Genomic DNA, 14316 nt, shown 5'->3' with positions numbered 1-14316 from the left:
ATGCTTCGCCGATTTCAAAAAAAAAGCTAGTTTAGCTAAATCGTTTTATCGATAGATTTCTGAAAGATCATCGAGCGTTTAAAAACCACGAACCAAACCAATAGCTAGAGTAGTTTATGAGACAAATTGAAAAATCTACGCATTTTAACTATTTCGTTTTTTCTGCATTCAAATTCTTGTTGCTTCTCACCTTAATTCTTTCTACCATATCTAAGGGCAAAGTCTCGGCTCAAACCGCTTATTTTGTAGATGGATTTCACGGTGGCATTTGGGGGCATTATCCTAAAGGCTACACCAGCTACATCGTTGCGCAACTAAATAAGCATCCAGATTGGAAAATCAACCTAGAAATCGAACCCGAAACCTGGGACCGAGTAGAAAGGCTAGACAATAAAGCGTATAGCGATTTAAAGGCGTTTTTAACGGATAAATCGCGCAATGGGCGAATAGAATATGTTAACCCTGCGTATGGCCAAAGTTATATGTACAACATCTCTGGCGAGAGCATTATAAGCCAGTTTAATTATGGCATTAAAAAACTACGACAACATTTTCCATCGCTCGAGTTCTCCACATACTCTTCAGAAGAACCCTGTTTTACGAGTGCTTTGCCACAAATTCTTAAATCGTTCGGTTTTAAATATGCTTCCTTAAAAAACCCTAACACCTGTTGGGGCGGATATACGAGCGCCTTTGGCAATGGCTTGGTAAACTGGATCGGACCCGATGGCACAAAAATATTGGCCGTTCCCAGATATGAGTTTGAAACCTTAAAGCCAAACTCTACTTGGGAAACCATTGGAAATGCCAATTCGCCAGCCTATATAGATGATGCATTTAAAAACGGTGTGCAATCGCCAGTTGGAATGTGCCTACAAGATGCTGGCTGGCAGCTAGGCCCATGGCTGAAAAACAATTTCTACCAACCCAGCCAATACACTACCTGGAAAAATTATTTTGAAAACATCAATCCCAATCATGCCAATGCAACCGACTGGCGATTTAGCCAAGAAGATGTGAAAGTTGGACTGGTTTGGGGCGCTCAAGTGCTTCAGCGTATTGCGCAAGAAGTAAGGATAGCCGAAAATAAAATCGTTCAAGCAGAAAAAATAGCTGCATTTAGGTCTATCGATAATAAATCCAACTATCCTTCTAATACTTTAGAAAAGGCTTGGCAACCATTACTCCTTGCCCAGCATCACGATTGCTGGATTGTACCATATAATGGAAAAAAAGGCGATACCTGGGCAGATAAAGTAAAAGGTTGGACTGCTTTTACCGATAGCAAAAGCGACAGCATTATGCTTGTTGAGAACAAACCAAGCACGACAATTCCTGCACTAAAAGTATACAACACTACGCTTTACGATAGGCAGGAATGGATTGACGTAAAATTGCCAAAAGGTTGGGATGCCGCCAAAACCGTTGTGCTAGATAAAGATGGAATAGAGCTACCAACCCAACCAGCAACAGATAAAACTTCGGACGCATTGCTATTTAAGGGATTTGTTCCATCGGCTGGCTATAGTTTTTTTCACTTAAAAAAGAAAAAACCGTCCATTATCGCGGGAGCAAACATAAAAAAATTGGAAAATGGAGATTTTCAGTTAGAAACAGATCTCTATCGGCTGATCATCGACCCTAAACATGGTGGAGTGATTAAAGAATTAATTGCCAAACAACTTAAAAATAAGAATTTCGTAGATACAGCTTCTGCATTTGGATTTAACCAACTGCGCGGAAACTTTTTTAATAAGGGAGGTTTCCACTCTAGCGCTGATAGCCCAGCCAAAGTACGAATTGTAAAAAATGGACCTGCGCAAATCAGTTTAGCGATAGATGGGCAAATTGCCGGTGAACCGTACACGCAAACCATCTCGTTAAACCAAGGTCAGAAACGAATTGATTTGAGCGTAAAAATCGACTGGAAATCGATCGAAGGAATCGGCGAATTTGCTGAGACCGATTATCAAGCTGCTAAACGGAAAAAGGCCTTTTATAATGACAGGTACAAACTGCTTACCCTCTTCCCTTTAAGTTTAAAGGGACAAAAGGTTTTTAAAAATGCACCTTTTGATGTGATGGAAAGCAAATTAGAAAACACTTTCTTCAGTTCTTGGGATAGCATTAAAAATAATGTGATTTTAAACTGGGTAGATGTAGTTGATGAAAACAACGCGTTTGGCTGTGCGATGTACACAGATCATACGACCAGTTATACACATGGGCAGGATTTTCCACTTGGCCTAAACATTCAATACGTAGGCAAGGGGCTTTGGGGGAGGAATTATAATACAGAAGGCGCCACAGAAATAAGCTATGCTTTAATTCCTCATTTTGGAGATTGGAAAAAAGCTGAATTATGGAAAGAAAGCGAATTGATAAACGAGCCTTTACAAACCGCCTTAGTGCCTGAAAATATCAAAAACAAACAAAAGTCTTTTTTTAAAACCACCGCTAAAGGCTGGGTTCTATCATCTTGCACAATAGATGGAAACGACTTATTGCTGAGGATTTTTAATGCTGAGGGAACAGCTCAAAAATCAAGAATAGATTTTGCCTTTAAGCCTACGGCAGCAATATCAGAGCAGTTAAACGGAACATTAATAGAAAAATTACTTATTGAAAAAACGAAAAACGGCAGCTTCACAACGCTCAGCATTCCACCAATGGGTTTTAAAACAATTAGGTTAAAGCATGTAAAATAAAAATCGTTGCAATTCAAAAAAAATAAATCATGTATACTAAAAGGCTAGCTATGACAGCAAATAAAATAGGCAATACGCATTTCAGTAAAAGACATTTAACGGCTTTTTTGTTGCTGTCTATCGCCTTCGGCGGATGCTCGGAGAAAACGCTAACAAGTAAAAAACAAGGATGGGCATTAGGCACGTTTGAACGACCTGCAAATCCTAAACCTGTCATTCTACCAAATGCCAACACTACTTTTAAAGACCCAATGAGCGGCAAAGTGATCAAATGGGAATCTAATGATACCTTTAATCCCGCAGCAGCTGTAAAAGGCGACAGCATTTATGTGCTTTATCGCGCAGAAGATAGATCTGGCTTGGGCATTGGCGAACGCACTTCTAGAATTGGATTAGCCGCTACCGCAGATGGTATTTCTATGCATAGACGTACTACTCCTGTACTATTTCCAGCAAACGATAGCCAGAAAAAATATGAATGGCCGGGCGGTTGCGAAGACCCTAGAGTGGCCTGCACGGCAGATGGACGCTACATCATGCTGTATACACAATGGAATAAAAAAGTGCCTCGCTTAGCTGTAGCAGTTTCTAAAGACCTAATAACCTGGGAAAAACATGGACCAGCTTTCGGAAAAGCTTATGATGGTAAATTTCTTGACCTTGCAAGTAAATCCGCTTCGATTGTTACCAAAGTAAAAAATGGAAAACAGGTTATCACAAAAATCAACGGAAAATATTTGATGTACTGGGGCGAAAAATTCGTCAACCTTGCCACATCTGATAATTTGATAGATTGGACACCTTCTTTAAATCAAAATGGAGATTTAGAAGCAATCGTTTCTCCGCGGAAAGGTTTTTTCGACAGCGCGCTAACAGAATGTGGCCCGCCCGCTGTGTTAACAGATCAGGGAATTGTTTTATTATACAATGGCAAAAACGACCTAGGTACTAACGGCGACAAAAATTATACCCCAAACACGTATGCGGCCGGACAAATATTGTTTGATAAGAAAAACCCTAAAAGCGTGATTGCACGGTTGGATAAGCCTTTTTTCCAGCCAAAAGAAAATTTTGAGAAAAGTGGCCAATACCCAGCAGGAACCGTTTTTGTAGAAGGATTGGTTTACTTTAAACAGAAATGGTTTTTATACTATGGCTGCGCAGATTCTAGGGTTGCAGTTGCGATCTATAATCCGGAACTGTAAAGAAATAAGCAACGAAATTTAGAAAATAGTGGCACAGACACAATTATCCAAGCCCCATTTAACAAAACCAACTTTAAATATTTATACATGTGCACATTAACTCACAAAATAGGATTAATATTTATTTTTATTATCTCCTCGTTTTGTTGCTATTCCCAAACTACAAAATTATCGCTCGACAGCAATAATCCGCAGATTGAATGGCAAATAAAGCCCCAAGCAGATTTGCCCAACACAGGAAACGAGATTTCTACGCCAGGTTTTAAAATGTTAGACTACGTTAAAGGCATTGTGCCAGGAGTGGTATTTACTGCTTATGTTCAAGCGGGCAAAGAAAAAGACCCGAATTATGCAGACAATATCTGGAAAGTAGATGAATCGAAATACAACCGCCCATTTTGGTACAGAACAGAGTTTGAGCTACCTGCATCGTATAAAAAAGGGCAAAAAGTATGGCTTCATTTTAACAACACAAATAGATATGCCGATTTTTATTTCAACGGCACTAAATTATCTGGAACGCCAACTTCTACCAAAGATGTAAGCGGGCACATGCTTCGCACAAAATATGATGTGACAGATTTATTAAAAGACTCTGTAAAAAATGTAATTGCAGTGTTGATTACAGATGCAGACCAAAAGAAACAGCGCAATTCTAAAGAAGGGTTCGGCGTAACGGCCAGTCCAACTTATCTCGCTGCTGCTGGTTGGGATTGGACGCCCTACGTACCCGGAAGATTGGCGGGCATTACCGGAGATGCGTTTGTAGAAATAAATGGCGACATAACCATGGAAGACCCCTGGATCAGGTCGCAACTGGAATCTAACGATTATGCTTATCTCTTTGTATCTTCTGAATTAAAAAATTCGTCGAACACAAAAAAAGAGGTGACATTTTCTGGTGTAATCCAACCTGGCGACATTAAATTTTCGAAAAAAATTACCCTCGATTCTGGCGCAACTAAAACATTTTATCTCGATAGAAAAGACTTTCCACAGTTTTTAATTGAGCACCCAAAACTTTGGTGGCCAAATGGTTATGGCGAGCCAAATTTATATACTTGTAAATTAACAACAACGGTAGATGGACAAGTATCTGACGAAAAAGAAATTACTTTTGGAATTAAAAAATATGAGTATCGTTTTGAAAAAAACAATGTAGGTTGGCCAGTAATGACTTTTTACATAAACGGACAAAAGCTGTTTATAAAAGGTGGGAGTTGGGGCATGAGCGAATACCTGCTAAGGTGCCAGGGAAAAGAGTACGAGACCAAAATTAAGCTGCATAAAGACATGAATTATAATATGATTAGGCTTTGGACTGGTTGTGTTACAGATGATGCATTCTACGATTATTGCGACAAATACGGCATTATGGTGTGGGACGATTTTTGGCTCTATGTTGCTTATAACGATGTTGCAAATGGTGAGGATTTTAAAATGAACGCGCTAGATAAAGTTAAGCGTTTAAGAAACCACGCCAGTATTGCGCTTTGGTGCGGCGCAAATGAAACCCACCCTAAACCAGAACTAGATAATCATTTAAGGAGTATTATTGCGAGCGAAGACCACAACGATAGGATGTATAAATCTTCGTCCAATCAAGATGGCTTATCTGGCAGCGGATGGTGGGGAAATCGACCGCCAAAACAACATTTTGAAAACTCTGGCAGCAATTTAGCATGGAACAAACCTCCATATCCTTACGGGATAGATCACGGTTATGGCATGCGTTCTGAAATAGGCACGGCAACTTTTCCTACTTATGAGAGTATACAAGAATTTATTCCCAAAGAAAACCAATGGCCTCTGCCTACCGATGAGGAATTGAGAAAGCAGGAGGATAACGTTTGGAACAAGCATTTTTTCGGAAAAGAGGCTTCTAATGCAAATCCGGTAAATTATAAAATAGCGGTAAATTTTCAATATGGCCAATCGAAAAGTTTAGAAGAATTTACCGAAAAGGCGCAGCTGATAAATTTGGAGGTGATGAAAGGAATGTATGAGGCTTGGAACGATAAAATGTGGAATGACGCATCGGGCATTTTAATTTGGATGAGCCAGTCTGCCTATCCGTCTTTCGTTTGGCAAACTTATGATTATTATTATGATGCGACCGGCGCTTATTGGGGTGCAAAACAAGCATGCGAACCGCTGCATGTTCAATGGAACAGCTCAAACAATAGTGTAAAGGTAATAAATACCACTGCTAAAGATTTAAAAGGCGCTAAAGTTAAGGCTACAATTTATGATTTAAATGGAAAAGCACTTGCTAAATTTGGCAAAGACACCACTGTAAATGTCTCGGCAAGTGATAAAGCAGAAGCATTTATTCTTAATTTTAAGACTGAAAAGAACGATGATCTTGGGAAAAACATCCAAGGAGAGAACGTCTTTCAATTTATAAAATTGGAATTGAAAGACGCTAATGACAAACTGATTTCAGAGAATTTCTATTGGAGAAATGCCGTGAACGATTTAGACTATACCTCGTTAAATGCTCTACCGAAGGCAAATGTTTCTGTTGAGATGAAAGAACAGGCTTCAAATAAAGCAACCGGTAATGGCAGTTTACGCTTCATCTTAAAAAATAATTCAAAAACGGTGGCATTTGCCAATAGGTTACGGTTAGTGAATAAAAGCACAGGAAAAAGAGTTCTACCAATTATTATGAACGATAATTACATTACCTTGATGCCTGGCGAGGAGAAAGAGGTTACAATGGAAGCATCGGAGGATTTATTAAAGGGTAATGTAGATTTGCTGTTAAAACCATACGGACAAAAGGAGCAAAAAGTATTTTCTGGTGCGTTTTAGTCGTTAATATTGAAGATTTTGCAGGAACATTAACTTGAAATCGATTACAGAACATCTAAAAAGGTTGCTAGGAACTAAGCAATCTCAACCCAAAATTAGTGCGCAATATATGCTAAAACCAAGTTTATTAAATAAAAACCACTAAAAATTAGCCTTTTATAAGTTAATAAATTACATCAGTCAACCAATATAAATCATGAAAAAACCAATTCAACTTCTATTTCTTCTAACCTTTTTACCAACCATATTATTAGCCCAAACTGGCAGTAAGGTTTTCGATAACTTAACGATCAAAAGCAAAATTTTAAATACGGAACAGAAGTACGCCGTTTATTTACCTCCAGGTTATGACAATTCGGAGAGAAGCTATCCTGTTTTATATCTATTTCACGGACACGGAGACGACCAGACCGGATGGATACAATTTGGCGAACTAAAAAGAATAACAGATAAAGCAATTGAAGATGGCAGCGCCACCCCAATGATTATTGTAATGCCCAATGGCAACAACGACATTATTGGATATTTTAACACAATCGATGGTAAGTGGAGATACGAAGATTATTTCTTCAAAGAATTTATGCCTGAGATTGAGAAGAAATTTAGAATTAAAAGCGAAAGACGCTTCAGAGCAATTGCAGGACTATCTATGGGCGGTGGCGCATCTTATATTTATGCGATGCATCATCCAGAACTATTTTCGTCATCTTACGTAATGAGTGGGTCTCCAGGTATTAGAGCCGATGCAAATGCCGATGAGAAAACCAAAGCATATATCCAGAATTACAATGCATTGCAACAAGTTGAAGTTTTACCAACAGATAAAATTTCTTCGGTTAGGTGGTTTATAGATTGTGGCGATGACGATTTTCTATCGGTAGATAATTGCAATATACACATCGCTATGTTGGCAAAGAAAATTCCACATGAGTTTAGAGTGCGAGATGGCCACCATTCTTGGACCTATTGGCGAGCTTCTTTGCCCGAAGCGCTAAAGTTTGTTACTGATGCCTTTCATCAGTATTAAATTGTGGAGAAAACAATACTCTGCAAATGAGATTGCTTCGTTACTCGCAAGGATTTCCCCGCCGCATTCTTGTGAGGAACGAAGCAGTCTCTACCACAAAATAGAAGTAATACAGGTGGTAAAAACGCCGATCCAAATAGTATGAAAAGGAGCTTAATTATCGTCGTCCTTTTTCGCATAATTCAATGAAAGTTCACAAAAGCATAATAAGCTCAATAACTTTTTTCGAAAGTTAACAGCGCATGCTGACTAGCTGTATGCACGTCTCTAAAAACCCGGTTAATCTCCGAATGTTTATTTGCGGCCTCTAGGCCACAATAAGGATATAGTTTTTGCACGTTTCTCCAACAAGCGTGTACCAGCTTTCTGCTTGTGTCGCTCACTTCGAAGAGTTTGCCTTCTTCAATTGCTTTATTTGCTATAAGTTGGCTCCAAGATTCATCTAAGGCATTATAAAATGCTGTACGTACTTGTTCTATTTCTTGTAGTGATGACGTTAAAAGTTCTTCAAAGAGTTGTAGCTCTGCCTTAGAAAACCTATTTAAACCAGACCGACTTAAAAAAACATCTTTTACGAGTGCTAAAAAATGATTGCACATGCCTAAACTGTTTACTGCTAAAGTAGTTTCTGCCAATTGCAAAAAAGGATAATCAAACCCATCGTTTGCTATTTTTATGTCTTCGTTAATTTTAAAACTTCGATTAAAGGGCACCAATAAATTCTTCACTTCGAAGGCATGGCTACCTGTCGCAACCAAACCAAAATAGGCCCAACCTTCTAAAACTTTAACTTCTTCTTTTTTTAAAATGAACGAAAGCACCTCCGCATTTCCATCACTTTGAGCGTTATTAGCGCCATTACCATCAACAACCTTACAATTTGCCGTAAATATAGTAGCGTGTAATGCTCCGCTGGCATATTTCCAATGTCCATTAATGATATAGCCATCGTCCGTTTTAATGGCCGTACCGCCAACAGCACCGCTGCCCGCAAAGCAAACTTTTTCATCTGCAAAAACCGTAGTCGCCAGTGCAGGATCTAAGAAACCTGCAAACCATGCCGCACCTGCACAAAGCGTAACAATCCATCCCAAACTCCCATCTGCAGCCGCCAATTGTTCTTCTAGCCTCAAAATCTCCGGTAGCTGCTTGCCAGCACCACCATAAATTTTCGGCACAAATAACTTAAACCAATTTTCTTTATAAGCCTGCTCTAAAATTGCCGGGTGTAATTTCCCCAACTCTTCTGACGCGGCTGCATATTCTTGCACAACTGCTTCCCAACTATTATCTTTCTGTAATTCCATTTAAGCTATTGTTTTTTTGTTTTTGATGATTTTTTTCCAGTCTAAGAACCCAAAAATGGCTACTACAAACAGCACAAGCGTTAACACGGCAAACATGGCGAGGTGTTTATGTATAAGCAACGGAATGGCGACTAAGTTGGAAATGTTTAGAAAAATCCAATTTTCTATTTTACGTTTCGCCAACAACCACATTCCCGCCCAAGCGGTAGCAGATACAAATGCATCCCAAATGGGCACATCAGAGTTTGTGAAATGGTGGAGTACTAAATAAAGGAGGATAAATCCAAAAACGGAAATAAAAATTGCAATTGATAACTCCTTTTTAGAAGACCATGAAACCTGCATAGCTCCAGCTTCCTTGGTTTTTTTCCAGATGACCCAGCCATAAACACTCATTACCAAGTAATAAATGTTTAATAATGTTTCTGCATAAAGCTGCACATTGAACAGCAAATACATGGACAAAAGCACCGATATAATTCCCGTAGGATATAGCCAAATGTTGTTGCGTTTGGCGAACAGCACTTCGGCGACGCCAAAACCGACTGCCAGCGCCTCTAGCCAGGAAGTCTCTAAAATTTGTGTTTTGAAAAGGTCAAACCAATGCTGAAAATCCATGTCTCTTATCATTGCCCTTAGGCGATACGTAAAAAACTGTTTCAGGGGCTAAGAACAGCCAGAAATCTAAATAACCAATCCCTACGGCGGCATTACCCGCATCAGGTGCTTTTAAAGTGGGAAGTTGTAGGTTATAAGTATTAAGTGTATCCACTTACAACTTATAACGTTTAACTTAGAACTCTAAAAATGGGTATAATCTCAGCCGATTTATCTAGTTTGAAAACTAAAATAACCAGCACCCCTTTGAGTGTGGCAAATATAGTTTTTAAAATTAAAAAGAATAAAAGCCTGTTTAAATTTTATAATTTTTATTCTCTTTGCCAAAATCGGCCTCTGCTTTACCCAATACTGTGTTGGCCGGACGGGAGTCCAACTTTTTTCTACTATATAGCAAATTACAGCTAGTTGATTTTTAAGAAATCGTCTGCAAAGTCATCTATTTTTGAGATTCTGTCCCACAGCCACATAAACCTGATTTGAAAATAATGTTCTTTAAAATTGAAACCAAATACCTTGCCCTTTTACATATCCTCAACCTGAACCGGAACGGTTCAAATGTCTACAGCACCAATTCCTTTTTGCAGCATACGACCCCGACAGGGTCGAATAATTTTTAATACAATGTTTTCTATAAACATTCAATCCCTTCGGGATTGCGCCGGTATTCCAAAATTGCTGTTTTAGAACTCCGTGTTATCCAAATTTCGATATATCTTCTGCCGTAAAAAGAATTACCTTTGGCAAGGTTTCTAAGCGCCCTGCCACAAATTTATCTATTTTTGAGATTTGGTTCTGCAACCACATAGACTTGAAAAAAAAGTAGCAGAACTGAGCATTTCTGCGAGATCATGAACGCATTTAATCAATAAACACTCGTGAATAAACTCAAGATTGGCACCTCTTTGGGTAAAAATTCGCCAAGCTATTTAATATCGATGCTTCGAGGCCTAACCCTTGCTTTTCCCCTGCGCGCGGCTGCGGATCCTTTCCGCACGAGCAACCCGACAGTATTCTGCAAGCAGCTTTAGGCGTTTTTTCCTCCAAACTGCTGCGAGGCCGACCCCACCGAGCTGACAATAACGATTTTATTTTATCGAATTTTAAACAGGCTCTAATACTAGTTTTTTATTTTCCCGACAGTTGGCGGATTACCGGTTCCGCCAACTCTTTTAAACGATAAATAATCAAATTTACCATCGGCATTTAAGGCGCATTGAAAATCTGCATTCGTTGCTTCGTCTTCACAAATAAAATAGTAATTAAATGTTTGTCCGTGCGCAGAAACAAATTTGGCAGACTTGATACCCGATGTCATTCTGTGAATATTAACCATATACATCTCAAGTGTGTTTTTAGAGACTGTTAATTTGTATTTCGCACTCAAAGTTTGATATATATAGTCATATTTAGCCTGATTAAATTGAACTATAAATTTCTGAACCGCTTTATCCACATCTTTTTGCTGAGCAAAAGCAGAATAAGTACAGAAAAAAAATAAAATTAAAATCCCTCTCTTCATTATAAATTATTAAAACAACCCAAACTGACCTTTATCATCCATGTCAATATCATTTGGATTGGTAATTTCGAGATCTATTTTTTTCGCCAGCTTAGGGGCTTCGGTTGGTTTGTCCTCTTTTATCTTTTGCTCTGTTGGTTTAACCTTCTGCTCCACTTCGCTTTGGTCTTTAGTCTTTGGTCTTTCAGCGTTGGTCTTGTCTTCAACCTTAACCTCAGTCTCAGCTTCGCCCTTCGTCTTATCCTCAGCCTCAACCTTAACCTCACGCTCATCTTCGCTTTGGCCTTTAGTCTTTGGTGTCTCAGCTTCTTTCTCAATCACGTTCTCAGCCTTAACATCGGCCTCAATCTTAACCTCGACTTCGGGTTCAACCTCCTCCGGTTCTTCTAATTTAACCTTTTGCACATCGTGTGTTGAAAGTCGGTTGCCATTCGCCTTAAAACCTTTTACATCTATTTGATCGGCCAAGACTAGCTCTAATGTCTCTGGAGTCTGACTTCTGCCTTTTAATATCTTTACAATTGCCTTGGCAGCTGGATTAGAAGTTAAAAACAACAACTTAGATTTTTGCTCTTCGCTTATAAAAAACACTTTCTTACCTACCGATTGTGCGTCAAACGCAAACCGTTTAACTAGATAATTTTGGCTTTTACCTTCAAACTGAATAGCAGCAAATATTTTCTCCGCATCAAATTTTTCGATTAACAATAAATCTGCATCAAAATGGTTGCTCAAATCAAAAGTGCTTAACTCGTAGCTCCCATCATTATGCACTTGCAAAATTTTATCATCTCCATCAAATTCGCCCAAATACCTACCGCGTTCATCTACATTTAGCCTTTTTAGCAAATCATCGTACCAAATTTTTAATCCCGATAGGGTAGAAACCCCTTTACTTTTAAGCGTTATCTTTTTAACAGGAAATTTGGAAACAATGTTACCGTTTGCCCCACGGCCTTTAATGGCCACTTCTGCAAAATCTAAATCGAACTGCAATTTGCGCAGTTTAGAATGGGGCCGCAAAGCGATGTTTACCACTTCTGCCTCGCCATTGGGGTTTGCCGTAAAATATAAAACTTTCGTTCCCTTGCTGCCACCCTTACTTAAATCGTATTCCTTATCTCGCGTAACGCCAACTACCGCAAAGCGCTTCATGTAACTTGTGCCGCTTGCGCCGTCTTTATAAATCATGTTATAAACGGTGCGCTCATCATTTTTGGCAAAAACCTGGGCATGAATAATGTCTTTGCCGACAAAGGTTTTATCGGCCACCTTGGTAATTACGCAACTTCCATCGCCCTTAAAAACAATAATCTCATCGATATCAGAACAGTCTGCAATAAATTCGTCTTTCTTTAATCCCGTGCCTATAAATCCATCCTCTCGGTTCATGTACAATTTAACGTTGGCTAACGCTACTTTTGTGGCTTCTACTTTATCAAAAAACCTAATTTCTGTTTTACGTTCTCTGCCTTTGGCATATTTATCTTTAAGTTTTTGGTACCAAGCGATCGCATAATCTGTTAAATGCCTTAAATGCCCCTTTACCACTTTAATGTCGTCCTCCAAGTTGCGCATCAACTCATCGGCCTTTTTTACATCGAATCTGGTAATGCTGCTCATCGGTTTATCAATAAGCTTCTTAAAATCCTCTGGTAAAATCTCTCTATATAAAGACGGTTTAAATGGTTCGAAAAGTCTATGCAACACTTCTACAACGGCCTCAAAATTACTCGAGTTCTCATACTCAGGGTTTTTGTACATACCCTCCTGAATAAATATTTTGAGCAATGAGCTAAAGAATATGCGTTCCTGCAATTCGTGCAACTTAATCTCCAGTTCTCTTTTTAGCAGGTTTTTGGTGTTCTTGGTATTCTCTATCAAGATGTCGTTCACACTCAAAAACTGAGGCTTGTCATCTTTAATGATACACGTATTTGGAGAGATAGAAACCTCGCAGGCCGTAAAGGCATAAAGCGCATCAATGGTTACATCGGGCGAAATACCTGGAGCAAGGTGCACTACAATTTCTACTTTTGCAGCGGTATTGTCTTCTATCTTCTTAATTTTAATCTTTCCCTTATCGTTTGCTGAGAGAATGCTGTCTATTATAGATCCTGTTGTGGTGCTAAACGGCACTTCGGTAATAACCAAGGTTTTTTTGTCTTTCTCGGTAATTTTTGCCCGAACTCTTATTTTACCTCCACGCTGTCCTTCGTTGTAATTAGAAAAATCGGCCATACCGCCGGTAAAAAAATCGGGAACAATATCTGGCCTGTTTCCTTTTAAAACTTCGATAGACGCATCAATCAGCTCTATAAAATTGTGTGGCATAACCTTAGTGGCCAAGCCAACCGCAATACCTTCTGCGCCTTGTGCCAACAACAACGGAAATTTTACGGGCAGCGTAATTGGCTCGTTGTTTCTGCCATCGTAACTTAACTGCCAAATGGTTGTATCGGCATTAAACACCACGTCGTTAGCAAACTTAGATAATCTTGCTTCGATGTAACGGGGCGCAGCGGCGCTGTCGCCGGTAATAGGATCGCCCCAGTTGCCTTGCATATCAATTAACAAATCCTTTTGCCCCATTTGTACCATTGCGTCTCCAATAGATGCATCGCCATGCGGATGGTATTTCATGGTATTGCCGATAACGTTGGCCGCTTTGTTAAAACGTCCATCGTCCATTTCTTTAAGCGAGTGCATAATACGGCGCTGCACAGGTTTTAGCCCATCGTTAATGTGCGGCACTGCTCTATCTAAAATTACATAAGAGGCATAATCTAAGAACCAGTTTTCGTATAATCCGTTAATTGGGATGATGGTTCTTTTGTTCTCGTCGTTTGCTTCTGGTTGTAAATCTTCACTCATGTATTAAAAAAATTGGCAGCGGTAAATATAATAAAAAGGATGGTAGGGCTTTTACTGTACTAAGTTTTTAACGCATCAAATTGAAGCTTTTTTCCACAGGCTTCTTCATCTTCGATAAAATCACTTATTTTCTTATCTAAAAACAAAGTAAAGATGTGATCAATACGTAATTTTACCTATTTTCAAACAATCTCCCATTAATGTGGTATTATATTATAACTTTTGTGTGTAAAGTTAA

At 39.1% G+C, this 14316-nt stretch carries 8 protein-coding genes; 4 read left to right on the top strand and 4 right to left on the bottom strand.

Translation table 11 applies throughout. From position 1 onward, the window contains the following. Positions 1-116: 116 nt before the first annotated feature. From ABIB40_RS03220 to ABIB40_RS03205, 4 genes are all read left to right on the top strand, one after another. Positions 117-2708, top strand: coding sequence for a glycoside hydrolase family 38 N-terminal domain-containing protein (locus ABIB40_RS03220; protein WP_354355910.1), 2592 nt, complete (start codon positions 117-119; stop codon positions 2706-2708). A gap of 50 nt (positions 2709-2758) precedes the next feature. Then, a complete protein-coding gene (locus ABIB40_RS03215) occupies positions 2759-3913 on the top strand; it encodes a beta-1,2-mannosidase (RefSeq protein ID WP_354355908.1) in 1155 nt (384 codons plus the stop codon). An 87-nt stretch (positions 3914-4000) separates the two neighbouring features. Next, positions 4001-6730 carry a glycoside hydrolase family 2 protein gene (locus ABIB40_RS03210; protein WP_354355906.1) on the top strand — a complete coding sequence of 910 codons (2730 nt, stop codon included), beginning with the start codon at positions 4001-4003 and terminating at the stop codon, positions 6728-6730. Positions 6731-6926: 196 nt separating this feature from the next. Next, the gene (locus ABIB40_RS03205; RefSeq protein WP_354355904.1) at positions 6927-7757 is read left to right on the top strand and encodes an alpha/beta hydrolase; all 831 of its coding nucleotides are present in this window, start codon (positions 6927-6929) and stop codon (positions 7755-7757) included. A gap of 212 nt (positions 7758-7969) precedes the next feature. Here ABIB40_RS03205 and ABIB40_RS03200 read toward each other — a convergent pair whose 3' ends face one another. The 4 genes from ABIB40_RS03200 to ABIB40_RS03185 form a co-directional block, all read right to left on the bottom strand. Next, positions 7970-9064 (bottom strand): acyl-CoA dehydrogenase family protein, encoded by a 1095-nt coding sequence (locus ABIB40_RS03200; RefSeq protein WP_354355902.1) that lies wholly within the window; start codon positions 9062-9064, stop codon positions 7970-7972. Beyond that, complete coding sequence (gene pnuC, locus ABIB40_RS03195; RefSeq protein ID WP_354355900.1) at positions 9065-9694, bottom strand: nicotinamide riboside transporter PnuC; 630 nt, start codon at positions 9692-9694, stop codon at positions 9065-9067. Positions 9695-10802: 1108 nt separating this feature from the next. Then, the gene (locus ABIB40_RS03190) at positions 10803-11204 is read right to left on the bottom strand and encodes a hypothetical protein (RefSeq protein ID WP_354355898.1); all 402 of its coding nucleotides are present in this window, start codon (positions 11202-11204) and stop codon (positions 10803-10805) included. Positions 11205-11213: 9 nt separating this feature from the next. Beyond that, complete coding sequence (locus ABIB40_RS03185; RefSeq protein ID WP_354355896.1) at positions 11214-14078, bottom strand: DNA gyrase/topoisomerase IV subunit A; 2865 nt, start codon at positions 14076-14078, stop codon at positions 11214-11216. Between the last annotated feature and the right edge of the window lie 238 nt (positions 14079-14316).

The organism is Pedobacter sp. UYP30 (assembly GCF_040547165.1).
Lineage (GTDB): Bacteria > Bacteroidota > Bacteroidia > Sphingobacteriales > Sphingobacteriaceae > Pedobacter.
This window is presented reverse-complemented; position numbering and strand designations above follow the sequence as displayed.